Source organism: Devosia rhizoryzae, assembly GCF_016698665.1.
In the GTDB taxonomy this organism is placed as follows: domain Bacteria; phylum Pseudomonadota; class Alphaproteobacteria; order Rhizobiales; family Devosiaceae; genus Devosia; species Devosia rhizoryzae.
In genome coordinates this window covers 2,493,326-2,516,520 of record NZ_CP068046.1, presented here as the reverse complement: position 1 = coordinate 2,516,520, position 23,195 = coordinate 2,493,326, and the positions used below count along the sequence as shown (strand labels likewise).

At 62.4% G+C, this 23,195-nt stretch carries 26 protein-coding genes and 1 other RNA gene; 15 read left to right on the top strand and 12 right to left on the bottom strand.

Going from position 1 to position 23,195, the window contains the following annotated elements:
* Window positions 1-57: 57 nt before the first annotated feature.
* Window positions 58-573: a peptide deformylase gene (def, locus tag JI748_RS12340; protein WP_201631080.1), complete on the bottom strand. Its 516-nt coding sequence runs from the start codon at window positions 571-573 to the stop codon at window positions 58-60.
* A gap of 121 nt (window positions 574-694) precedes the next feature.
* Between def and rmuC the strand changes: the two genes are divergently transcribed.
* On the top strand, window positions 695-2,119 hold the full coding sequence (gene rmuC / locus JI748_RS12335) for a DNA recombination protein RmuC (protein WP_201631078.1): 1,425 nt from the start codon (window positions 695-697) through the stop codon (window positions 2,117-2,119).
* Window positions 2,120-2,209: 90 nt separating this feature from the next.
* Here rmuC and JI748_RS12330 read toward each other — a convergent pair whose 3' ends face one another.
* Window positions 2,210-2,428 (bottom strand): hypervirulence associated TUDOR domain-containing protein, encoded by a 219-nt coding sequence (locus JI748_RS12330; protein WP_325166876.1) that lies wholly within the window; start codon window positions 2,426-2,428, stop codon window positions 2,210-2,212.
* Between the two features lie 102 nt (window positions 2,429-2,530).
* Here JI748_RS12330 and JI748_RS12325 point away from each other — a divergent pair, with 102 nt between their 5' ends.
* Window positions 2,531-2,989 carry a hypothetical protein gene (locus JI748_RS12325; RefSeq protein WP_201631074.1) on the top strand — a complete coding sequence of 153 codons (459 nt, stop codon included), beginning with the start codon at window positions 2,531-2,533 and terminating at the stop codon, window positions 2,987-2,989.
* A gap of 20 nt (window positions 2,990-3,009) precedes the next feature.
* Here JI748_RS12325 and recR read toward each other — a convergent pair whose 3' ends face one another.
* The 4 genes from recR to ffs all read right to left on the bottom strand — a co-directional run bounded on the left by recR (window position 3,010) and on the right by ffs (window position 6,029).
* A complete protein-coding gene (gene recR, locus JI748_RS12320; protein WP_201631072.1) occupies window positions 3,010-3,606 on the bottom strand; it encodes a recombination mediator RecR in 597 nt (198 codons plus the stop codon).
* Window positions 3,607-3,720: 114 nt separating this feature from the next.
* A complete protein-coding gene (locus JI748_RS12315; protein ID WP_164533475.1) occupies window positions 3,721-4,044 on the bottom strand; it encodes a YbaB/EbfC family nucleoid-associated protein in 324 nt (107 codons plus the stop codon).
* On the bottom strand, window positions 4,041-5,816 hold the full coding sequence (locus JI748_RS12310) for a DNA polymerase III subunit gamma/tau (protein ID WP_201631070.1): 1,776 nt from the start codon (window positions 5,814-5,816) through the stop codon (window positions 4,041-4,043). The genes JI748_RS12315 and JI748_RS12310 overlap by 4 nt, the downstream gene beginning before the upstream one ends.
* A 117-nt stretch (window positions 5,817-5,933) precedes the next feature.
* Window positions 5,934-6,029, bottom strand: an RNA gene (ffs, locus tag JI748_RS12305) — signal recognition particle sRNA small type.
* A gap of 121 nt (window positions 6,030-6,150) precedes the next feature.
* On the opposite strand from ffs, the gene JI748_RS17435 reads away from it, so the two are divergent.
* Complete coding sequence (locus tag JI748_RS17435) at window positions 6,151-6,384, top strand: ZIP family metal transporter (protein WP_233280513.1); 234 nt, start codon at window positions 6,151-6,153, stop codon at window positions 6,382-6,384.
* Between the two features lie 113 nt (window positions 6,385-6,497).
* Entirely contained in the window at window positions 6,498-6,902 is a 405-nt protein-coding gene (locus JI748_RS17430; protein WP_233280512.1) for a ZIP family metal transporter, read from the top strand.
* Between the two features lies 1 nt (window position 6,903).
* On the opposite strand, the gene JI748_RS12295 is transcribed toward JI748_RS17430, so the two are convergent.
* On the bottom strand, window positions 6,904-7,728 hold the full coding sequence (locus JI748_RS12295; RefSeq protein WP_201631068.1) for a metallophosphoesterase family protein: 825 nt from the start codon (window positions 7,726-7,728) through the stop codon (window positions 6,904-6,906).
* Complete coding sequence (locus JI748_RS12290; protein ID WP_201631067.1) at window positions 7,725-8,651, bottom strand: diacylglycerol/lipid kinase family protein; 927 nt, start codon at window positions 8,649-8,651, stop codon at window positions 7,725-7,727. Before JI748_RS12290 ends, JI748_RS12295 begins: the two co-directional genes overlap by 4 nt.
* Window positions 8,652-8,737: 86 nt before the next feature.
* Here JI748_RS12290 and JI748_RS12285 point away from each other — a divergent pair, with 86 nt between their 5' ends.
* The 4 genes from JI748_RS12285 to sthA all read left to right on the top strand — a co-directional run bounded on the left by JI748_RS12285 (window position 8,738) and on the right by sthA (window position 12,701).
* Window positions 8,738-9,469 (top strand): phosphatase PAP2 family protein, encoded by a 732-nt coding sequence (locus JI748_RS12285; protein ID WP_201631066.1) that lies wholly within the window; start codon window positions 8,738-8,740, stop codon window positions 9,467-9,469.
* 70 nt (window positions 9,470-9,539) lie between these two features.
* Complete coding sequence (locus tag JI748_RS12280; RefSeq protein WP_201631065.1) at window positions 9,540-10,175, top strand: hypothetical protein; 636 nt, start codon at window positions 9,540-9,542, stop codon at window positions 10,173-10,175.
* 112 nt (window positions 10,176-10,287) lie between these two features.
* Window positions 10,288-11,151, top strand: coding sequence for an LOG family protein (locus JI748_RS12275; protein ID WP_201631064.1), 864 nt, complete (start codon window positions 10,288-10,290; stop codon window positions 11,149-11,151).
* 80 nt (window positions 11,152-11,231) lie between these two features.
* Window positions 11,232-12,701, top strand: coding sequence for a Si-specific NAD(P)(+) transhydrogenase (gene sthA / locus JI748_RS12270; RefSeq protein ID WP_201631063.1), 1,470 nt, complete (start codon window positions 11,232-11,234; stop codon window positions 12,699-12,701).
* On the opposite strand, the gene JI748_RS12265 is transcribed toward sthA, so the two are convergent.
* Entirely contained in the window at window positions 12,698-14,317 is a 1,620-nt protein-coding gene (locus JI748_RS12265) for an ATP-binding response regulator (protein WP_201631062.1), read from the bottom strand. The two genes, sthA and JI748_RS12265, sit on opposite strands and share 4 nt — an antisense overlap.
* Window positions 14,318-14,447: 130 nt before the next feature.
* Here JI748_RS12265 and mscL point away from each other — a divergent pair, with 130 nt between their 5' ends.
* From mscL to JI748_RS12250, 3 genes are all read left to right on the top strand, one after another.
* A complete protein-coding gene (gene mscL, locus JI748_RS12260; RefSeq protein WP_325166875.1) occupies window positions 14,448-14,888 on the top strand; it encodes a large conductance mechanosensitive channel protein MscL in 441 nt (146 codons plus the stop codon).
* A 573-nt stretch (window positions 14,889-15,461) separates the two neighbouring features.
* Window positions 15,462-16,097 (top strand): response regulator transcription factor, encoded by a 636-nt coding sequence (locus JI748_RS12255; protein ID WP_201631061.1) that lies wholly within the window; start codon window positions 15,462-15,464, stop codon window positions 16,095-16,097.
* Window positions 16,098-16,303: 206 nt separating this feature from the next.
* Window positions 16,304-17,197, top strand: coding sequence for an SMP-30/gluconolactonase/LRE family protein (locus tag JI748_RS12250; RefSeq protein ID WP_201631060.1), 894 nt, complete (start codon window positions 16,304-16,306; stop codon window positions 17,195-17,197).
* A 332-nt stretch (window positions 17,198-17,529) separates the two neighbouring features.
* Here JI748_RS12250 and hemA read toward each other — a convergent pair whose 3' ends face one another.
* A complete protein-coding gene (gene hemA / locus JI748_RS12245; protein ID WP_201631059.1) occupies window positions 17,530-18,810 on the bottom strand; it encodes a 5-aminolevulinate synthase in 1,281 nt (426 codons plus the stop codon).
* A 327-nt stretch (window positions 18,811-19,137) separates the two neighbouring features.
* Between hemA and JI748_RS12240 the strand changes: the two genes are divergently transcribed.
* From JI748_RS12240 to JI748_RS12230, 3 genes are all read left to right on the top strand, one after another.
* Window positions 19,138-20,463, top strand: a complete 1,326-nt coding sequence (locus JI748_RS12240; protein WP_201631058.1) for a hypothetical protein — start codon at window positions 19,138-19,140, stop codon at window positions 20,461-20,463.
* A gap of 1 nt (window position 20,464) precedes the next feature.
* Complete coding sequence (locus JI748_RS12235; RefSeq protein WP_201631056.1) at window positions 20,465-21,232, top strand: SDR family NAD(P)-dependent oxidoreductase; 768 nt, start codon at window positions 20,465-20,467, stop codon at window positions 21,230-21,232.
* 97 nt (window positions 21,233-21,329) lie between these two features.
* Window positions 21,330-21,995, top strand: a complete 666-nt coding sequence (locus tag JI748_RS12230; RefSeq protein WP_201631054.1) for an OmpA family protein — start codon at window positions 21,330-21,332, stop codon at window positions 21,993-21,995.
* 48 nt (window positions 21,996-22,043) lie between these two features.
* On the opposite strand, the gene JI748_RS12225 is transcribed toward JI748_RS12230, so the two are convergent.
* Window positions 22,044-22,382 carry a hypothetical protein gene (locus JI748_RS12225; RefSeq protein WP_201631046.1) on the bottom strand — a complete coding sequence of 113 codons (339 nt, stop codon included), beginning with the start codon at window positions 22,380-22,382 and terminating at the stop codon, window positions 22,044-22,046.
* Window positions 22,382-22,639 (bottom strand): hypothetical protein, encoded by a 258-nt coding sequence (locus JI748_RS12220; RefSeq protein ID WP_201631044.1) that lies wholly within the window; start codon window positions 22,637-22,639, stop codon window positions 22,382-22,384. The genes JI748_RS12225 and JI748_RS12220 overlap by 1 nt, the downstream gene beginning before the upstream one ends.
* 150 nt (window positions 22,640-22,789) lie before the next feature.
* On the opposite strand from JI748_RS12220, the gene JI748_RS12215 reads away from it, so the two are divergent.
* Window positions 22,790-23,179 (top strand): PRC-barrel domain-containing protein, encoded by a 390-nt coding sequence (locus JI748_RS12215; RefSeq protein WP_201631042.1) that lies wholly within the window; start codon window positions 22,790-22,792, stop codon window positions 23,177-23,179.
* The last annotated feature ends 16 nt before the right edge of the window (window positions 23,180-23,195 follow it).

The following is a 23,195-nucleotide window of genomic DNA, read 5'->3' as shown; positions in this document are numbered from 1 at the left end:
ACCTTCCTAGACCTCATCCTGAGCCTGTCGAAGGACGAGGTCGCAGCCACCAGAGGCTTACCCAGCTGCGCGCTTGGCCTGCTTGTCAAACTTCTTGATCACCCGGTCGCGCTTCAGCCGGCTCAAATAGTCGATGTAAAGCACGCCATCGAGGTGATCGAGTTCGTGCTGGATGCAGACGGCCAGCTTGCCCTCGGCTTCCTTAATCACTTCCTGGCCATCGAGATCGGTATATTTGACGGTCACGTCGTTGGGCCGCTCGACCTCGTAATAAAGTTCGGGGATCGACAGGCACCCTTCCTCGGTCACCTGCATCTGGTCGCCAAAGCTCGTGATTTCCGGATTGATCATCACCAGTGGGGCAGGAGGCTCGCCCTCGCCGGCCAGGTCCATGACCACGATACGCTTGAGGACGCCGATCTGCGGCGCTGCAAGGCCGATGCCGGGCGCGTCATACATCGTGTCCAGCATGTCCTTGGCCAGCGTCTTGATCTCGTCGTCGACCTCGCCGATCGGATCGGCAACGGCACGCAGGCGGGCATCGGGAATGACGAGGATCGGGCGGATAGCCATGACAAAACACCGGCAAAAAGAGGATTGACCCCGATATGGCCATTTCCGGCCCGTGGGTCAACTCCGGGGCGGAAAGCCCAAGAACATTTTGCGAACAAAAGAATCACTCTAGTCTTAGGGCATGACCGAACTCGACCGCACGCTCTTCACCCTCGGCTCCGTGCCCATTTTCACCGGCATGGCGCTGCTCGGCTTTGTGGCGCTCCTGCTGCTCGCCGCGGTGATCTTCGTCATCGTCAGCAGCCGCGCCAATGCCGAGCGGCTCGAAAAGTCCGCAAGGGAAGCCGCCGATGGCCTGCGCGCCACCTTCACCGAGCAAGTCGCCAGCCGCGACAGCCGCATCCGCGATCTGGAGCTGACGCTCAGCCGCGAACGCGAGCGCGCCGCCGATCAGCTGGCGAGCGAACGCGACCGCAGCGCCGATCTGGGCGCCGAATTGGCCGCCATGCGCACGCGCCTCGACGAGCAGCAGCGCCAGAACGAAGCCAATTTGAAGCGCTTCACCGATGCGCGCCAGCAGATGACCGACGAGTTCAAGTCCATTGCCGGCGACGTTCTGCGCTCGCACAGCGAGACCTTCACCAAGCAAAACCGCGAACAGGTCAATACGCTCTTAAAGCCGCTGCAGGAAAAGATCGGCGAATTTCAAACCGGGCTCATCAAGGATCGCGCCACCATGGGCGAGCAGATCCGCGCGCTGCTCGAAAGCAATGTGCAGATCACCACCGAGGCCAACAACCTCACCCGCGCGCTCAAGGGCTCGTCGCAGACGCAGGGCGCCTGGGGCGAAATGATCCTCGCCACGATCCTCGAGCAGTCGGGCCTGCGCGAAGGCGAGCAGTATTTCATCCAGCAATCGCATACCGGCGAGGACGGATCGCGCCTGCGCACCGATGTCGAAATCATCATGCCCAACAATGATCGGCTGGTGATCGACTCCAAGGTTTCGCTCACCGCCTTCGAGGCCTTCGTCAATGCCGAGGAACTGTTACGCGACGGGCACCTCAAGGCCCACATCGCCTCTGTCCGAGGCCATATCACCACCCTCGGCGCCAAGAATTATGCCGGCGCCGCCAAGTCGAGCCTCGACTACGTGATGATGTTCGTGCCCATCGAGTCTGCTTTGGCCACGGCCATCCAGCATGACAGCAAGCTGGTCGAATTCGGCATGAGCAAGGGCGTGATGCTAACGACGCCAACGACGCTGATGACCGTTCTGCGCACCGTCCGCAACGTCTGGGACATCGAAAAGCGCCACCGCAACGCCGAGGAAATCGCCGAACGCGCTGGCGCGCTCTACGAAAAGGTCGTCGGCTTTTTGTCGACCATGGACCGGGTCGGCGAAAACATCGACAAGGCCCAGCAAAGCTTCGTAAAGGCCAAGGACCAACTCTCGAGCGGCCGCGGCAATGTCGTGCGCCAGGTCGAAATGCTGCGCGAACTTGGCGCCAAATCCTCTAAGCCCCTCCCCGCAGGCTGGGACGGGGGCCACGAAGACCCCCAACCCACCCTTCGCCTCGTCAACGACCCGGGCGACCTGGCCTGAACACCTTCTTACCCTCCCCCTCGTGAGAGGGAAGGGTAGCGCCGCTAGGCTCAGGGGCCGTAGCAGAGCTAGGGAGGGGGTGCTACTTGGTTACTTCCCCTTGGCGGTCAGCTCACTCTTGCTCTTGAGCACCTTGTCGCCGTCTTCCTGCTCGATCAGAAAGGCCGGCTCCTTTGTGCTGGCATCGCGCGTCACCTCCGAGCCCTTGATCGTACGCGTCACCTTTTCGGTGAACCGCTCGACGATCTTGCCCTCGGCGGTGCTGGAGCCCCATTTCCACGTGACCTTTGAACCCTTGCGAAATGCCATTCTCATTCTCCTGTGCGCGGGAAAAATGAGGTGGCTTCAACATTCGTTCCGAACCGCTTTCGTCGCCGAACGTTGACAAGCCAACATTCAACGGAGGCCCAGATGGTCCAGCAACGCGACAATTCCGATCCGCTGACCCCGATCGACGAACCTTTTGACGCCAACGAACAGCCAGGCCTGTCCATTCCTTATAGCCAGGACGAGATCGAAGACCTCCTCTATGGCTCCGATCGACCGGTCGCCGAACGCGTCGAACGCCTCAAGGAAATGCGCGCCGAAATGGCCACGCGCGAAAGCGGCGATTTTGGCGATCAGGATCCAAAGGACATGATGGCCGAGATCGATCGCGCCCTCGATGAGCTTCAGGCCGACAACGACTATGCCGATGAAAATGGCGACTTCGATCCGGCCCTTGCCATCGACCCGGAAGACCACCTCGACGCTCTGGCGCCCGACGATGTCGATGCGCGCGAAGCCCTGACCGGCGAAGATGAAGACGATATCGAGGACGGCGCCCTGATCGAGGACGAAGAAGCGGTCGACGCCGACACGCTCCGTTAAAGCTTTACGCCCGCGCGGGATCAGATTTCCGTGCGGGCCCGCAACGCTTGGCTGAGGGTTCCCTCGTCGAGGTAGTCAAGCTCCCCGCCCACCGGCACGCCATGAGCAAGGCGCGTCACGCGCAGGTTCGTGCCCCCCAGCCGGTCGGTGATGTAATGGGCCGTGGTCTGGCCCTCGACCGTGGCATTCATGGCTAGAACCACCTCGCCATAGTCGCCCGCTCGCCCGATCAGCCCCTCGAGGTTGAGGTCATCGGGTCCCACGCCATCGAGTGGCGACAAGACACCCCCAAGCACATGGTAGCGTACCTGGCCGACGCCAGCCCGCTCCAGCGCCCAAAGATCGGCAACGTCTTCGACGACGATCAGAATACCGCTCTCGCCCCGCCGCGGATCGGCGCAGATCGAACAGGGGCTGATCGTATCGACATTGCCGCAGACTTCGCAGGACTTTACGGCGACCACCGCCCGGTCCAGCGCTGCCGAAAGCGGCACCATCAACTGGTCCTTGCGCTTGATGAGGTGCAGCACCGCTCGCCGGGCCGAACGCGGCCCAAGCCCTGGCAGGCGCGCCAGGAGCTGGATCAGCTGTTCGATCTCGGGTCCGCCGGATGGCATGGTGTGTATTCGACCTGGTTGTTCGACAAGCTCACCTTGGGGTCGAACCAAAGTCCGACGCCTCAATAGACCTCATCCTGAGCCTGTCGAAGGACGAGGTCGTGCCACCGAACCCTAGAACGGCAGCTTCATGCCCGGCGGGATCGGCAGCCCGGCGGTGACTTCGGCCATCTTGCGCTGCATTTCGGCTTCGCTCTTGCCCTTGGCATCGGTGAAGGCGGCAACGATCAGGTCCTCGATCACTTCGGCGTCCTCGGGCTTGAGCAGCGTCGGATCGATCTTGATGCCGCGCACGTCGCCCTTGCCGGTCAGCGAAACGGTCACCATGCCGCCGCCGGAACGGCCTTCCACCACCAGCTCGGCAAGTTCGGCCTGCATGGCCTCCATCTTGCCTTTCATTTCGCTGGCAGCTTTCATCATGCCCATGATGTCTTTCATTCGTCGTCCTCTTCTGGTGGCACCATCGGCAGGTCGGGCACGGCGGCATCGTCGTCGCGCACCGTCACATTGACCAGCTTGGCCCCGGGAAATGTCTCAAAAATGGCTTTGACCAAAGGGTCGTCATGCGCCGCTGCAGTTGCTGCCTGCTGCTTTTGCTCTTTTTCCTGGCGGATGGTCACGCCTTCGGCAGGCTTGGTCGACACGGTCACGAGCCAGCGGTCGCCGGTCCACAACTGCAGACGCGCCGAAAGATCGGTGACCACCTTCGAATTGGCGCCCTCGACCAGCGCCACCTCAATCCGCCCCTGCTCGAAAGCCACGGGCATCATTTGGGACTCGAGCGCGATCTTGAGCAGCATGTCGCGCTTGGCTACGGCCAGGGCGATAATATCCTTGTAGCTCGAAATCGTCGCCAGGGCCGGTTGCGGCGGGGCTGCCTGCGTTTGGGCAATGGCGACAGGCGATACGACGGCCTGTGCCTGCGGCACCGACATCATCAGTGCGGCCGAAACCTGAACCGTTTCCATCCGCATCGCCGAAGCCGCGCCGCCACCGCTCGGTGCCCGCGGCGGCAATGGCGCCATGGCTGGAGCGCTCGGCAGCTGCCCTTGTTGCGTCAGCTTGCCGATCACCTCGTCGGGGCTCGGCAGGTCCGCGGCATAGGCGAGCCGGATCAGCGTCATTTCCGCCGCTTGCAGCGCATTGCCCGCCCGCGCCGTTTCTTCATTGCCCTTGAACAGGATCTGCCAAGCGCGGGTCAGCGCCCGCATGGGCAGGCGGCTAGCCAGATCGCGCCCACGATTGCGTTCGTCCGGCGTCAGCGACGCATCGTCAGCAGCGGCCGGCACGACCTTGATGCGGGTAACGAGATGGGTGAATTCGGCCAAGTCCGCCAGCAACGTCTGCGGATCGGCTCCAAGATCGTAAAGCTCGCGCAGCGAGGTCAGTGCCGTCGCGATCTGCCCGCCCATCAGGTCTTCGAAGAGGTCGATGATGCGCGCCCGGTCGCCGAGGCCCAACATAGCCTTGACCGTTGCGGCTGTGACCGCGCCATTGCCATGGGCGATCGCCTGGTCGAGCAGCGACAGCGAGTCTCGCGCCGATCCTTCGCCGGCCCGCACGATCATCGCCAGGGCATCGGGCTCGAAGCCGATATTTTCCTGATGGAGGATCTGCTCGAGATAGGCCGACATTATGTCCGCCGGAATGCGCCGAAGATCAAAGCGCTGGCAGCGGGACAGGATGGTGATCGGCACCTTGCGGATTTCAGTGGTCGCAAAGATGAACTTCACATAGGGCGGCGGCTCTTCGAGCGTCTTCAGCAGCCCGTTGAAGGCCGCCGTCGAAAGCATGTGCACTTCGTCGATGACATAGACTTTGTACGGCGCCGAGACCGGCCCGTATTTGACCGAGTCGATGATCTCGCGAATATCGCCGATGCCGGTATTGCTGGCAGCGTCCATCTCGACCACGTCGACGTGGCGCCCCTCGATAATGGCGCGGCAATGCACGCCTTCCTTGCTCAGGTCGAGCGTCGGATGGCGGCCCGTCTCGTCTTCGTAGTTGAAGGCGCGCGCCAGAATACGGGCCGTCGTGGTCTTGCCCACGCCGCGCACGCCGGTGAGGATAAAGGCGTGGTGGATACGGTTCTGCGCAAAGGCATTGCCCAGCGTCTGCACCATCGCGTCCTGCCCGACTAGGGTCGAGAAGTCGCGCGGCCGGTATTTACGGGCCAGCACCAGATAGGGCGTCGTCTGCTTTTCAGCCATATGCGCCCTCCTTGCTGTGAGGCGTAAGTCTCATGCGCGGGACCATAAGGCAAAGGGGTCCCATCCGCAAAAGCCGATAGGCGTTTTCGCGTCGATTTGCACGAGTGTGAACAGATGAGTAGGAGGCTGGCATCGACCCGTGAGGATCTCGTTGGGGCTGCTTCCTTCCGGACCTGACCCGGTTGGCGAGGAACACGTCCGCGCCAACCTCCCGATCCGCTATATGCAAATTTATGGGCGGAGATGCAAGTGCCGTGCGGAAATCACGCGCGGAACAAAGCCATGTCGCGGACACTTGTCTCAAGGCCGCCAGCTTGGCCGCTTGGAGATGCCGATGCCGATCTGGGTTCAAGCAGGACTATGGGGACTGTTGGGCTCCTCTGCCCTGGTCATCGGCGCCGCAATCGCCTTTTTGATCGAGTTGCCGAAGCGGCTCATCGCTGGGATCATGGCTTTCGGCTGCGGCATTCTCATTTCTGCCGTCGCCTATGACCTCATCATGGATGGCTACGAGCAGGGCGGGCTCTACCCCATCATCGGCGGCGCCCTTGCCGGATCGGCGGCCTAAACGGTCGCCAATTGGCTTGTCACCCGTAACGGCGGCAAGCACCGCAAGCGCTCCGGCGAAGACCGGCTCCGGACAAGGCATCCAATAGCGGCCTCGCCATCGCAATCGGGTCGATGCTCGACGGCATACCCGAATCCATCGTCCTCGGCGTCAGCCTCCTCGATGGCAATGGTGTCAGCTTTGCCGTGCTGGTCGCCATCTTCCTTTCCAACTTGCCGGAGGGACTATCCAGCGCCGTGGGCATGAAAAAGGCCGGGCGCAGCAAGGCCTATGTGCTGGGCCTCTGGGCCGGAATTGCCGTGCTTTCGGCCTTCGCCGCCATGCTCGGCGCTGCTCTTCTCGGCGATGCCTTGCCCTGGCTCATTGCCATGGTCAATGCCCTCGCCGCCGGTGCTCTGCTGACCATGATCGCCGATACGATGATCCCCGAAGCGGTGGAAGGCGAGCGCGGGGGGACGGGCCTGCTCGTCGTGCTCGGCCTTCTCGTGGCCTTCGCCATTGGACAAAGCGGCGGCTAGTTCAGACCGGCTCTGTCGCCTTGTCCCGCGTTCGCCAGGCTCCGTCTTTCCACTCGCGCACGGTGACGGTGATCTGCTCGCCGATGTCGATGAGATTGTAGGCGTTGGCCTCGCCCCGAAGCCGCGTCGAAATCGCCGACGACGCCTGCGCCACCATGATCGGCGCCACCACCGACTTGCTGACGCCCATCGGTTGACCCTCGCGCGCCTTGTCCTTGCTCTCGTGCTTGCGCACGTAAGAAAGGTGGAAGTGCCCCGACAGCACAAGCCGCACGCCAAGGCTCGCAAAGCATTCCAGCGCATCGTCGGCGCGCTTCACGCGCTTGGTCTTTTGCACCATCGGCTCGGTTGGAAACAGCAGGGGGTGATGCGCAACGATGATGCGAACCGCATCGGGCGACGCCTTGTCGAAGCGTTCGGCGAGGTCATCCAACTGCCCGCGTGAAATCGTGCCATGACCCCAATTCCACTCCAGCCGCATGCGGCGTGATGTGCGCATGCCGACCAGCACCACGCCGTCCATCTCGAGAAATGGCTCGAGATCGGGCGAGATATACTTCTTGTAGAGCCCGTAGGGATCAAGAAATCGCCGGAAAATGTTGACCGCCGGCACGTCGTGATTGCCGGGCACAGCAAAGACCGGCGCCGTCAACTTGTCCAAAAACTCGCGCGCCTGCTCGAATTCTTCCTTGGTGCCGACCTGGGTGAAATCGCCGCTCGCCACCACAAGATCGGGGTTTTGCGCATTGATGTCGTCGGCAAAGCCCGCCGCCACTGCGTCGTCATGGTGGCCGAAATGGAGGTCCGAAATGTGCAGTATTTTCATGCGGCCACCGCCGTAGCCTCGGCCTCAGCCGGCACGATGACCGAAAGAGCCTTCGGACGGATCGTGAATTTGAGCGGGGTCTGGAATGTCTCGACCTCGCCGTCGAACATGACCTTGATCAGCGTGTTGCGGGTGTCGATGGTGACCTCCTTGACGCTTTCCATGCTGAGCGCCGCGTCATCGCGCCAGCGACCGATAAACATGCCCGTCACCAGGCGAACGAAGTCGCCGGCGGTAAAGTGCTTGAGCACATAAAGCGTCAGCGTCCCGCGATCGAGGCTCGCGCGCGAGAAGAACTTGCCCAGGCCCTCGTCATAGGCGTTGCACGCCACGGCCATGGCCTGCACCCGCTCGACGCGCCGCGCCCCATTGCTGGGCTCGATGACAACCGCCATGCGCTTGGCGCGCGCCAGCCGGCGGAAGAAGTACCGCATGAATGCCAGCTTTGCCGCCATCGTCTCGCGCCCGCGCAGATGCTCGCGCCCGGCAGCCAGGCCGGGGATCAGGCCAATCACCACTTTCTGGAGAAAAATCCGTCCGTTGACCTCGGCAGCGTCGATACGCTGGCTGGTGCCGGTGCCCAGCGCCGCCACCGCAGCGGCAAGCTCCAGAGGCAGATGCAGGTCCTTGGCCACTGCATTGAAGGTGCCAAGAGGCAGGATGGCGAGATCCTTTTCCGAACCCACCAGTGCCCCGGCCAGCGCAGTAATGGTGCCATCACCGCCCGCCGCAACCACAATCTCGGCATCGCTCGACAGGGCGCCTTCGATCCGCTCGCTCATCGGCCGCGAACTGTCGGCATCGATCGTCGCATCGAGCCCATTGGCCTCGAACAAATCAGCCAGTTTTTCCTCGGTCAGGCCCAGTGCATGGGCTGTGCCGGAGTTCTCGTTGAGAAGGACATAGTAGCGCTTCGCAGACATGCCGACTCGATCCTTGGGTGAAAAAGCTCTGCCAGCAACGCATCGCCCGCTCTCCGCGTTGCGTAGCCGATCAACGGAAAAACGCGATGCTCAACAGACTGGTCCAGCACAGCCAAGTTCGCCGCCTGCAAAAGTTCGTCACCGCGGAAGCGAGCCTTCTCGCCTCGATCGCCATTGTGAGCGGCCTCATTCTATTTTTCCTTCAGATCGCCGACTGGGTCGAAGACGACGAACTGGAACACTTCGACCAGACCATCCTCATGTGGTTCCGCGATCCCACCAATATCGACCAGGTCATCGGCCCGGTCTGGGTCCACGAAATGGTGCGCGACCTGACCTCGCTCGGCAGTTTCGTGATACTGGGACTGGTCGTTGCCGGCGTCTGCATCTACCTCCTCATGCAGCGGCTGCGCACCGAAGCCATGCTGGTCCTGTTCTCTGTTCTCGGCGGCACGCTGCTCAGCACCGTGCTCAAGATGACTTATAACCGTCCCCGCCCGGACCTCGTGAACATGTCACACCAGTTCACCGCCAGCTTCCCCAGCGGCCACTCCATGCTCTCGGCGGTGACCTTCCTCACCATCGGCGTGCTGCTGGCCAAACTTGCGCCAACTCGTCCCCTGCGCATCTATGCCTTCTCCACGGCGATCTTTCTGACGCTGATCGTGGGCATCAGCCGCATCTATATGGGCGTGCATTACCCAACCGACGTGCTCGCCGGCTGGTGCCTCGGCGCCGCCTGGGCGCTCCTTTGCAGCGCCATCGCCACTTTGTTGCAGCGCCGTGGCAAGGTCATTTACACGCCGGAAACCAGCTGATCGGGCAAACGTTTTCGTCAACCTCTCGATCGCGGCTTGACCCCGGCGGGCCGTCGCCTATGTGACAGCCATGCCGCGCGCTCCCAAAATCGTTGTCGACCTGCCCCTTATGCGCGAGTGGACCCTGACGCCGGCCGCAACGCTCGGCTCCTCGGTCCGCGCCAAGGGCATCCTGCTCGAAATCCGCGCCAAGCTGCCGGTCACGGTTCGCCGCTCCCTCGACATCAAGGGCGCGATTTTGGCATTACGCATGGCCGAGGATGCGCAGGGACCGTTTGACGCCACCATCCGCATCGTCGAGCAGACGCTCGATGGCATCGAGAACCTGCCCATCATCCCGCGCGAGATCGAGGACATCCTCGCCATCAAGACCTCCGAACGCCATCGCTGGCTCAAGGACGGCCGGCTGGTGAGCGCCGGCACAAGGACGGTAAAACTTCGCGGACGAGCCCGGCAGATCACCTTTCACGTCTTTGATCCGCGCCACGTCGAAGACATTCTAAATCGCGACCTCGTCGATGTCTGGCGGGAAGACGACGTCCTCACCGCCGCGGAAAACCGGCGCCTCGCCGTGCTCAAGGCCCGGATTCGACGCGAAGAAGCACGCTTGGTCAAAACGCCGCTTTCTCCCGACGCCGGACGCGACGAGGCCGGCGTCAAACTGCGCGGTTGGGACGAGTTCGAGCGCGAAGGCCTGCTGCGCTAGAGCTTTGCCGATCTGAAAACCACGTCAGCGCCTTGCCCGATCCGCAAGCGCTGGTTAAGCCCTTCAAGAACCAATCCGGCTGCGATTTGCGGCATCGAGCAAGGAGCAAGCCTTGGCCAAGCGTCGCCATCCCACATCATTGCGCACGTCGAGCGAGGACGTCGCGGCCGCCAACAAGGTCCCCGATACCCCCCAGACCCGCAGCCCGACCTATCGGCTGGCTTTCGCCGACGACGAGTTCCTCACCTCCGAGGATACGCGCGGCATTCGCTTCCAGCTCGAATACCTCAAGACTGAAAGCCGCCTGCGCGAACGCGGCATCATTTCCACCGTTGTCCTCTTCGGCGGCGCCCGTATCCCCGAGCCCGGGAAGCCGGCCTGGGCGGCCAAGAACGAGACGCAAAAGCAAAATCTCGAAGCAGCCTCCCGCTACTATGACGAGGCGCGCCGCTTCGCACAGTTGGCGTCGCAAACTTCGCTGAGCCTCCAGTCCAAGGACTTCGTCGTCGTCACCGGCGGTGGCCCCGGCGTCATGGAGGCCGGCAATCGCGGCGCCACCGACATGGGCGCGCCATCGATCGGCCTCAACATCGTTCTGCCGCACGAACAGGCGCCCAACCTTTTCGTGACGCCCGACCTGTCCTTCAACTTCCACTATTTCGCCACCCGCAAGATCCACTTCCTGCTGCGCGCCAAGGTCGTCGCCGTCTTCCCGGGTGGCTTCGGCACGCTCGACGAGTTCTTCGAAACGCTGACGCTGATCCAGACCGGTCGCATGGACAAGGTGCCGCTCCTGCTCTTCGGCCGCGACTTCTGGACAAAGGTCATCAACCTCGAAGCCTTGGCCGAAGCGGGGACCATCGCCCCCACGGATCCCGATCTTTTCACCGTGGTCGATACGGCGGAAGAAGGCTGGGCCATCGTGCGCGACTTCTATGGCCTGCCCGACCTTGGTGAGCCCATGGTGCAGGCCTGACCTGCATCGGCTGCCTTGGGCAAAACTTAACGGCAATGTCACACTGCCCGCTTAGCTTCGCCGCATCTGGGGGATAGCTCGTGGAACGCTTCGATCTCGTCGTCATCGGCTCTGGCCCCGCCGGCCGCCGCGCTGCCATCCAGGCGGCAAAGTTGGGCAAGTCGGTCCTGGTCGTCGAAAACCGCCTGCGCCTCGGCGGCGTGTCCGTCCACACCGGCACCATCCCCTCCAAGACTCTGCGCGAAACCGTACTCAACCTGTCCGGTTGGCGTGAACGCGGCTTCTACGGCATGGCCTATCGCGTCAAGAAAGAGATCGAGGGCAAGGATCTCGGCGCGCGCCTGCGCAAAACGCTCGATTACGAGATCGAGGTCCTCGAACACCAGTTCGCCCGAAACGGCGTCCGCACCTTTGGCGGTCTGGCCCGCTTCAAAGACGAGTACCACGTCACCGTCACCGGTCACGATGGTGAGCCGCATGTCTTCGCCTTCGACTTCGCAGTGATCGCCGTCGGCACCAGCCCCTACCGTCCGCCCACGATCGCGTTTGACAATCACACCGTGCTCGATAGCGACACGCTGGTCTCCGAATTGCGCGTGCCGCGCAGCCTCACCGTGGTCGGCGCTGGCGTCATTGGTATCGAATACGCGACCATCTTTTCCGCGCTCGACGTGCCGGTCACCATCATCGAACCGCGAGACAATTTCCTCGATTTCATCGATCGCGAAATCATCGAGGAATTCACCCACGACCTGCGCCAGCGCGGCGTGACCCTGCGCCTCGGCGGCAAGGTCGAGCGTGTCGAAAAGGACGCGCAGGGCTGGGCCGTCGCCTATCTCAGCGATGGCCGCCAGGTGCGCTCCGACATGCTGCTCTATGCCGCCGGCCGCGTCGGCGCCACGGCAGGTCTTGGCCTCGAGAGCTGCGGCGTCGTGCCTGACGAGCGAGGCCGCCTCAAGGTCGATCCCGCCACCTTCCAGACCCAGATTCCGCATATCTATGCCGCCGGCGATGTCATCGGTTTCCCCGCCCTTGCCTCCACTTCGATGGAGCAGGGCCGCATCGCTGCGCTGCATGCCTTTGACGCCAAGATGCCGCCGGCGCCCGATTTCTTCCCCTATGGCATCTATGCCGTGCCGGAAATCTCGACCATCGGCCTCACCGAGGCACAGGTGCGCGAGCAGAAGATCCCCTATGAATGCGGCGTTGCCCGCTTCCGCGAAACCTCGCGCGGCCACATCATGGGCCTCCAGTCCGGCATGATGAAGATGATCGTCTCACTGGAAACGCGCAAGCTCCTCGGCGTCCACATCGTGGGGGAGGGCGCGACCGAGCTGATCCATATCGGACAGGCCGTGCTGAACCTCGGCGCTACGCTCGACTATTTCGTCGAAAACACCTTCAACTACCCAACACTCGCCGAAGCCTACAAGATCGCCGCCCTCGACGCCTGGAACCGCATGCCGCGCGTCACCCCAGTCGCGCCCGTGATGGACAAGGCAACGGCCACGCCCGACATGAGCCCCGAAACGCCGGCGCCAATTACCTAGCCCACCCGCACCGAGCGGCCGCTTTGATTGGCTAGTCCGCTGATCGTCGCCCGCAGCGCCGCGGGTTTGACGGGCTTGGTTACCACCGCAATGCCGCGATCCTCGGCCAGGCTCCGTACCGCGGCACTTCGATCCGCCGTCACCAGCGCTGCCGGCAGATGCCCGCCCAAGTTGTGCCGCAGCCATTCGATCGCATCGAGCCCCGACGTCTGGTCGAGGTGATAATCCATCAGCACGAGGTCCGGATACCAGCCCTCCAGCAGCCGCTCCCGGTCGATCTGTTTGAGTGACAGCGCCGTCCGCACGTCGCAGCCCCAATGGCTGAGCAATCCCTCCATGGCTTCGAGGATTGCGATCTCGTTGTCGACGCATAGCACCTTAAGATCAAGCGTCCCGAACCCCGCTTCCGCAAGCGGCGCCTCCTTTTGGCCCTCCACTCGCGCATTGCGCGCTGCGGGCAGGTAGAGCGAAAATCGCGAGCCGCGCCCCTCGACGCTATCGACTTCAAGGGTGAGGCCAAGCGCCGTCACCAGCCGCTGCACGATCGAGAGCCCCAGTCCCAGCCCTTGCGCCATGCGGGCCCCGCGCTCCAGCCGCGAAAACTCCGCGAAGACCAGCCGCTGCTGATCCTTGTTGAACCCGATCCCAGCGTCGATGACATCCAGCCGCCAGCGATTGCCCCGCCGCCGTAGGCCAACCAAGACCTTGCCGCCAATTGGGGTATACTTGATCGCGTTGGAAACAAGGTTCTGGACGATGCGCCCGACCAGCGAGCGGTCCGCCAGCACATTGGCCCGGGTCGGCACGATGCGCAGCGAAATCGAGCGCTCCCGCGCGAGCGGCGCGAACTCCACCTCGGTTTTCTTGAGCAGGTCCTGCGCCTGCATGGCCGCAGGCTGGGGTTTCAGCGCCCCGGAATCGATCCGCGAAATGTCGAGCAGCGCCGACATGATGTCTTCTACTGCCGTCAGCGACGCCTCTATGGAATTGGCAAGTTCCGCAAAGCCCGTCGATTTCGCTCGCTCGATCAGCGTCGAAGTGTAAAGCCGCGCGGCGTTGAGCGGCTGCAAGAGGTCGTGGCTCGCCGCCGCCAGAAACCGCGTCTTGTCGTGATTGGCGGCATCCGCCTTGGCGCGCGCAAGTTCGAGCTCCCGGTTGACCTGCGTCAACAGCGCCGTCCGCTCGCCCACCCGCCGTTCCAGCGTCTGGTTCACCTGCTCGAGCTGTTGCTCGGCCTTTACGCGCGCCGTGACGTCGGAAAAGCTGATGGCAAGGCCACCGTCGGGCAACCGGCTCGAATGAAACTCCAGCGTCTGTCCAGCGCTGGTCATGCGCTGCGTCACCGTGGTCGGCGAGGCGGTCAATGTGTTGATCCGCTCGATCGCCAGCCGCGCCGCATCACCCCCGCCGAAATCGCCCCGTTCCGCTAGAAACAGTGCAATGTCGAACAGCGCCGATCCCGGCCGCGTCAGGTCCGCCGGCAGCAGCAGCAGCTCGTTATAGCGCTGGTTGGAAACCGAAAGCCGCAGACCCGCGTCAAAGATCGCAAAGCCTTGCGGGATGAAATCCATCGCCGCCAGAAGGCTGTTCGCCGTATCGCTCTGGGTAAAAACCATCGGCTCCAGCCAAACTGTTCCCCCGCTTTATCTGCCCCCGTCCGCGCGCATGCAAGCCGACCAAAAGGTCATTGCTTTTGCGCAAAACTCTGGCAAACCTGCTCTGGGTTAATCCAGCGGGGACAACATCATGAGCGTGTTCAAGGAATTTCGTGACTTCGCCGTCAAAGGCAACATGATCGATCTGGCCATCGGCGTCATCATCGGCGCGGCCTTCGGCGCCATTGTGTCCTCTATCGTCGACGACATCTTCATGCCCCTGATTGGGCTCATCATCGGCGGCATCGATTTCTCCAACCTTTTCGTTGTCCTCTCCAATCCCAGCAACGTGCCAGTGCCTTCCGTCGCCGCCGCCAAGGCCGCCGGTGTCGCGACGCTCAATATCGGGCTCTTCATCAACGCCGTGGTCAAGTTCACCATTATCGCCTTCGTGCTCTTCATGGTGGTCAAGGGCATCAACGCTCTCAAGCGCGAAGCCGCCAAGGAGCCGGTCCAGACGACGCCTGCACCAACGCGGGAAGAAGTCTTGCTCACCGAAATTCGCGACACGCTGCGCGGAATGCCACGCTAATTTGTTGGTTTCTGGCGAGATCGCACACCCCCACCCTACCTTCGCTAAGCCGCGCGGCTAAGCTTAGGTACCCGCCTGTCGGAGGGGGGGGCTGTTCAGTTTGGACGCTTCTCTTGATCGAACCCATCAGTTCCGGCCCTCCCCTCAAGGGGAGGGATGCGATGAACAATCACATTGCGAGCGTCATTTCTGAATAGTGCCCCTCAAGGGGAAAGGGATCTCCGGGCCCGCGACGGACTCGATTCCCACCTTCCCCCTCAGAGGGGAAGGCAAGCAGAGCTTGGCGAGGAACGAGCCTAGCGGCGCTCGGAAGGGGGTGCCTTATTCCCGTATCGCCATCCTAGCCGATTATTCCTAGAATAGGAATAATGTCGTTGACACTCCTGCTTCTTACTTTTATTCCTAACCCGTAAGTAGTGTTCAGTACGGAGAGTCCCTGTCGGAGGGCGTCTTCACCTAGAGCAAAATACAAGTATAGGCTCGGGTGTTGCGGTCAATCATGGCACGCATCTCGGAAGTAGCGGCCACGATTACGTCCGGGACCTCGTCAGTACTTGCTGAAGGGCCTTAGGCATGACTACAAACAATTATTACCACGCATTTTTGAATCGCGACCGCCTCGTTCATATCGTCGATCCCGATCCGCACACTTGCGAATCCCTGAGCGTATTATTTCGGCTCGAAGGATTTCAGACAGTATTTTCCCTCGATACCGGTCACTTCCTCACGGCTCTGGATCGCCGCCAACCTGACGTAGCTGTAATAAATCTCGCCATCGGCGAGGAAAGCGGTCTCAGCCTACTGCGGCGGACGAAAGCGCTTGGCAATGGCGCCGTTGTGGTCATGCTCTCCAACGCGCCACAGCTTGAGGCTGCTGTTACCGCCATGAAGCTGGGGGCGACGGACGTCCTCAGCAAGCCCATCGACAGCGAACATCTGCTGACCATTATTCGCGATGCCCTGCGCAAGGACGTTCACCTGGGCGCCATGCAGTCCGGCCGCCGCCCCGTCGAAGTGCGCGGCTTCGCCCAGCTCACCCCGCGCGAACGCGAAGTGCTCCAGCTCATCACCAATGGCCAATCCAACAAGGAAGCCGGCCGCGAACTGGGCATCTCCCCCCGCACCATCGAAGTCCATCGCGCCCGCGTCATGGAAAAGCTCGGCGCCAAGAACACGGCGGACCTGATGCGCATAGTGCTGACCAGCTAATCGCAGGTCAGACTTGGCGAAAAGCGCTTAGCGACAGTGGGTTCAACCCTCTGTCGCTAAGCGCGTATGAGTTCCACGGAGCCCGCATAGGAGCGGTCGTGCTGGCGTCGCAGCCCCGCCAACTCTTCGCCTAGATCACGCTACAGGGCTGGCGCCGTCGCCCTTATGCTGCAACAGTCAGCACTTTGGCGATTGAGGAGACTATAATGAACTTTGGCAATATGCGGCTAGCCGCCCTGACGCTGGTCCTTCTGGCAAGCACGCCCGCTTGGGCGCAGGAAGAAACGATCACGGTCGGCGAAGCGGTATTTCCGGAAAGCATTTCCTCGACCAAAGACGGTGATCTGCTGATCGGCAGCTTTACCGGCGGTACCGTCTACCGCGTTGCCAAGGGCGCAACCACGGCAGAGCCCTGGATTACCGGCATTGGTCCTGTCGTTGTTGGCGTCTTCGCTCACGAGGACAGCGCCTATGTCTGCTCCAATGGTGAGTTCTCCGCGCCCCAGCCGACGCTCAAGGTCTTCGACCTCGCCACCGCCGAGGAAACCGCCTCCTACGCCTTCCCCGATGGTGGCTTTTGCTCCGATATCGCCGTCAGCCCGGATGGCACCGTCTACGTCTCGGATCTTCGCTTCACCGAAGGCGATCCCGGGCGCATCCTGCGCTTGAACGGCGACCAACTCGAAGTGGTGCTGGCCGATCCTGCAATCCGCGGCATCGATGGCATCGCGTTCCTTGATGGCGAACTGATCGGCAACGACCTCTTCACCGGCGCGCTCTACCGCATCGACACTGCTGCCGAACCGGCAAGCTTTGAAGCTCTGACCTTGTCCCAACCCATGTCCGGCCCCGACGGCATGCGCACCACCGAAGACGGTTCTGCTCTCCTGATCGTCGAGCAATATGGCAATCGCCTCGTGCGCGCGACGATTGATGGCGACACTGCGGAAATCACCGAAATCGCAGCCGGCCTTGATGGCCCTGCAGGCGTTGCCCAGATCGGCGATAAGGCCTTTGTGGTCGAGGCGCATTTCGCCGATATGCAGGCGGGCAACGCCGCAAGCGAGCCCCACATGGTCCGCGAAATTGCACTGCCTTAAGCGCTGCTGGTGAGCATTTGTCCCGCGGCCTTGCCTTGGGACCAAGGCGACTTAAGGCTCCTTGGCACGGAGCAGTCACCCCCTTCCGAGCGCCGCTAGGCTCGTTCCTCGCCAAGCTCTGCTTGCCTTCCCCTCTGAGGGGGAAGGTGGGTCTCGTGACTTTGGCTCGATAGTGCCACACCCACCGAATCGACCTTCCCCCTTGAGGGGAAGGCAAGCGGAGCTTAGCCGCTAGGCTTAGCGCAGCTCGGAAGGGGGTGTCGGCGGTTCCGCCTGCCTGATCAAGTCATCGGTGCGATCGAGGCGCCGATGTCGGCCCTGATAGGTCCGCCTTAGCCGCCCAGACTCGGCAGCGTCAAATCTCCGCTGGTTAGCTTGCTGGCGGTGATCGCCGCATCGGCCCTCTCGCGCGGCAGTTCCAGCGCCGTCCAAACGCTCACCAGCGCATGGCGCAGCTCGAACACCATCTCGTCGGTATGAAGCGGCGTCGGTGTGATGCGCAGACGCTCCGTGCCCTTGGGCACGGTCGGATAATTGATCGGCTGAATATAGATATTGTGCTTGTCGAGCAGCATGTCGCTGGCCGCCTTCACCGCACGGGCGTCGCCCACGATCAGCGGCACGATATGGGTGTGGGTGGCCATCACGGGCAGGCCGGCATCGGCGAGGATGGCCTTGGTCAACCGCGCCTGGCGCTGATGCATCAGCCGTTCCTGGCCATTGCCCTTGAGGTGCTCGATCGAGGCTCGGGCCGCCGCGCAAAGCGCCGGGGGCAGGGCAGTGGTAAAGATGAATTCGGGGGCATAGGAGCGCACGGCGTCGACGATCGAGCGGTTCGCCGCGATATAGCCACCCATCACGCCAAAGCCCTTAGCCAGCGTGCCCTCGATGATGTCGATGCGCTCCATCAAGCCGTCGCGCTCGGCGATGCCGCCGCCGCGCGGACCATACATGCCCACGGCATGGACTTCGTCGATATAGGTGAGCGCGCCGAATTCCTCGGCCAGATCGCAGATTTCCTTGATGGGGGCGATATCGCCGTCCATCGAATAAACCGACTCGAAGGCGATCAACTTTGGCCGCTTGCGATCGACCTGGCTCAAGAGTTCGCGCAGGTGCGCCACGTCATTGTGCCTGAAGATCTTCTTTTCCATGCCGGACTGGCGCACGCCCTGGATCATCGAGGCGTGGTTGAGCTGATCGGAAAAAATGATGCAATCGGGCAGGAGCCGGGCAATCGTCGAGATCGCAGCTTCGTTGGAAACAAAGCCGGAGGTAAAAACCAGCGCCGCTTCCTTGCGATGGAGGTCGGCGAGCGAGCGCTCGAGCTCGACCAGCGGCCGGTTGGTGCCCGAAATATTGCGCGTGCCGCCGGCGCCGACACCCATAGCGCCTGCGGTTTCCTGCATGGCGGCGACGACTTTTTCGTGCTGCCCCATCCCGAGGTAATCGTTGGAGCACCAGATGGTTATTTCGCGGGCATTGTCGCTGTCGTCGCGATATACGGCCTTGGGAAAACGGCCGGCGATGCGTTCGAGATCGGCAAACACGCGATAGCGCTTTTCCGCCCGCAGCGTGTCCACTGCATCCTCGAAAATACCGCGATAGTCCATGGGGCCGATCCTTTTCCGTCCGCGCGGCGAGGCAGACGCCGACCGGCAACGTGTTCCTCAACTAATCCCCGCATGCCGTCATTGACATAGGTCAATTCGACGCGCGGTTCGCTGCCAACGTCTTGTGGAGCCTTGCGTCAGTCAGCGAACATGAGAAACATTCTAAAGAAAAAGCGCTCGGGTGCAAATCCAAACGTGGCCATCACTTTCCTGCGCTTTTCTTGTCCCCACCCAAACGGGGGTTAACCTGCGTGGCGACAATGTGTTGATACGCACATCGGTCTGGGCCAAGATCAAGTGCGGCCCGTGTGTTGAGGGAACACTGAGTTGAAGAGTTTTTCATCGTCGAGTTTCGCTGGTCAGCATAGCGATGCAATGGTGCTCGCCCGCGCGGCCGTAGCGCGCAATCCGCAGGCGCTGTTCACCGATTTCCAGTGGTTCTTGTATGAGGGCCGGGACACCGTCTTCTTCACCGCCTTTTCGACCAACCACTACGACAAGGACGGCCTGGGCAACATGGTCGCCGAGATGGTGGCGCTGGCCCCTCAACTGACCCATGGCTTTGTCGGCGCCCAGCCCGGCCAGCCCTTTCCCAAGCATCTCCTTGATGCCATCACCTCGGTCGAAATGGTCGACGATCTTGATGGCTACCCCGACAAGTGGCTGAGCAAGTCCGAGGACATTTTCGAGCGCAAGGACCTGCCCCTTTTCCGCGTCATGGCCGCTGTCCGCCGCGGCGGACCGGATGAACAGGGCCGCGCCTCGGTGATCCAGGTGCGCTCGAGCCACGCACTGCTCGAAGGCTCCGATTCCGCGCTCCTCACCCGCTCCGCTACGGCCGGTCACGGCGTCCAGTCCGACAAAAAGAACCGTTTGCCGCTCGGCGACCGGCTCAAGGGCGCGCTGCGCGGCTATAGCTTTGCCTTCATGTCGATCCTCTTCGGCACCATCCTTGCGCCCAAGGAACAGCCCTGGGGCTTCAAGACCCTCGCCATCGAGCGCCACCGCCTGCGCCAGCTCGCCAACAAGCTCGGCGTCCGCCAGCGCTCGCTGATGTTCGCGCTCGTCACCCATGCCCTAAACGGCAAGGGCGAGGAGAAGCTGATGAGCAAGACGGTGATCGGCGCCGCCTACACCATGCTCGACACCAAGCGGAACAGCTCCGACGACGACTTCTTCCGCGTCCGCGCGCTCGCCGCCAAATTCGCGGTGATGGACGATTTCGTCGACTATGTCCGCATGGTCGACGACACGGTTGCCGGCATCGAGCAGAAGGACATCACCTCCTTCCAGATGATGATCAACTCGATGTTCACCTCGCTGCGCAAGCTCAACCGCATCGCGCCGTTCCTCCCCGGCAAGCGCTTCTGGCGCTTTAACGGCGGCACCCACATTGTTCTGACCCTGGTTCCGCCGCACCGCACCTATGGGCCGATGACCCATGGCATGATCGAGCCGATCTATTGCGGCGCCTGGCATTCGGCCGCCAATATCTGCACCTTCTGCCCCGGCCGCGAATACGTGACGCTCAACTTCTCGATGGAGCAGCGGCATCTGGTCAATGTCGACAAGATCGTGGCCCTCCTCGACGAGGTGGAAGCCCGCGATGTCGGTCCGCACACCATGACGCCGTCGGTCGAGCGGCTGCGCTAGGGTGGTGTTCGCCACCTATCCAAGCCTGCGCGACAGTGCGGTGGTGATCTCCGGCGGCGCCACCGGTATCGGCGAGGCGCTGGTCCGCAGCTTCGCCGGGCAGGGCGCACGCGTCGGCTTCGTCGACATCGCGCGGGACGCCGGCGAAGCCCTTGCTGCCGAACTCACCGCCAGCGGACAAACCGCACGCTTCATCGCCTGCGACGTCACCGATATCGCCGCCTACCAGGACGCCATCGGCACCTTTGCCATGGCCCATGGCGACGCCACCGTCCTCGTCAACAACGCCGCCCACGACCAGCGCCACGATTGGGCCGAGGTCACGCCCAACTATTGGGACGCGGCCATGGCGGTGAACCTGAAACACTTCTTCTTCGCCGCCCAGGCCGTCGCGCCCGGCATGATCCGCGCCGGCTCCGGCTCCATCATCAATTTCGGCTCGATCAGCTGGATGGTGATGACCCCGTCGCTGCCGCTCTATGAAACCGCCAAGGCCGCGGTTCACGGGCTCACCCGTTCCATGGCGCGCGAACTGGGGCACTCCAATATCCGCGTCAATTCGCTGGTGCCCGGCGCCGTCATCACCCAGCGTCAGCTCGATCTCTGGCTGACGCCCGACTCGCTGGCCGACATCGCCGCCCACCAGGCTCTGCCCGGCCAGCTCCTGCCGCAAGATTGCGCCAGCCTCGCCCTTTTCCTTGCGGCCGACGACAGCCGTATGGTGTCCGGGCAACACTTCCTGGTCGATGGCGGCTGGGCCAACACCTAAGGCATTCACCGCCTGTTCAGCATCTTTGTTTTATCACGCTCCTGCCGCATTCAAGGGCAAGACAGGGCCACTTTTCGCGAATCCTTAGGGGGAATCCATGAAATCGAAAGTTCTCGTGGCGCTTGCCGCGACCTTGGCGCTGAGCGCCTGCACCACCACCAATCCCTATACCGGCCAGAGCCAGCTCTCCAATACGGCTGGTGGCGGCCTCCTGGGTGCCGGTGGCGGCGCCATTGCCGGTGCCATCGTCGGTGCCGCTGTCGGCGGTGACCCGCGCGTCGGCGCGCTGATCGGCGCAGGCGTTGGTGGCCTCACCGGCGCGGCCATCGGCAGCTACATGGATCAGCAGGAAGCCGAACTGCGCGCCCAGCTCCAGGGTACCGGCGTTTCGGTCACTCGCGTGGGCGACCAGATCATCCTCAACATGCCGTCCAACATCACCTTCGCGACCGACCAGTCGACGGTGCAGCCGCAGTTCAACCAGACCCTGGTCTCGGTCGGTCTCGTGCTCAAGAAGTTCGATAAGACGATCGTCGACGTCTACGGCCACACCGACTCCACCGGCTCTGCCGAGCACAACCTGTCGCTCAGCCAGCGCCGCGCCGTTTCCGTCGCGACCGTCCTGTCGAGCCAGGGCATCGATCAGCGCCGTTTCTATATCGAGGGCAAGGGCTCTTCGAGCCCCATCGCCTCCAACGCCAACGAAACCGGTCGCGCGCAGAACCGCCGCGTCGAAATTCAGCTTTCGCCGATCCGCGGCTAAGCGCCCCAGCATCGAAAAACGAAAACGCGGCTCTTGAGGCCGCGTTTTTTATTGTGCCGTTGTGGTTGCCTGCGCATCCACAGCCGGGTCAGCCGCCGAAGCCGGCGTCTCGACCACCGGCGCCGATGTGGGCGAGCCGGGCTGCATGTCGGTGCTCGGCGCACCCGAGAACATCTGCATCACGAACAACAGCGCGATGATGATGGCGAGAGCTACGAGGCCATAAAGCCACCAATTGGTGGGTCCTGTCGCTCCGACCGAAGGCTCATGCTCGCCGGCTACCTTGATGCCCGAACCATCGGGCACGTCGATGCGCGACCCGTTCTCGTCGACCAGATAGTCGACATTTGCCACCTGCGGCGAATTCACGTTGCGCGGCTCAGCCATCAGTAATCTCCCCTTAAAACCGTTTCCGATCCGACGCCGTTGGCAACGCCTTCATGCACATGCGCCAGGGCTTCATCGATTTCTTCCGGCTCGAAGGCCACCGGGTCGCCCTCCGTCCGCGCACCGGTTGCTTCGGCCTTGAGCTCGTTGAGCAGGTCGATCTTCTCGCGCGCTGTAAACAGCGTGTGGCTGGCAATTTCCATCGGCGTCAGGTGGTCGCGGCCACCGATCCGATCCTTGAGAGTGTCGAAGACCATGGTCTTTCTCCTCTGTTCCATCGGCACAAGGCCGCTTGGAAGATGAATGCGCCGGGCTGACCACGGTTCCGCCACCACTTGGTCCTGCGAATGAACCCGCACTCCCGCAATGCGTTTACCCCTCACATCCATCGAAAAAGGAGTACTCGAATGGCTTATGATGACGTCAACCGGACATCGGCCGATCTCAAGGAAACTCACGATCTGATCGCCTCCGACAAGGTCGAGGGCACCAAGGTCTACGATCTTTCGGGCGAGCATATCGGCGCGATCGAGCGCATCCTGATCGAAAAGCGCAGCGGCAAGGTTTCCTATGCCGTCCTGAGCTTCGGCGGCTTTCTGGGCATCGGCGACGAGCATTACCCGCTCCCATGGGGCAAGCTGAATTATGATCAGCAGCTGGGCGGCTATCGCGTCGACATCAGCAAGGAGCAGGTGGAAGGCGCGCCCCGCTACGAAACCGAAGGCGACGATTTCTGGGGCGAGGAAAACGGCCGCCGCATCTACGACTATTATGGCGTCACGCCATACTGGATCTAACCGCAAGCAATGGCGT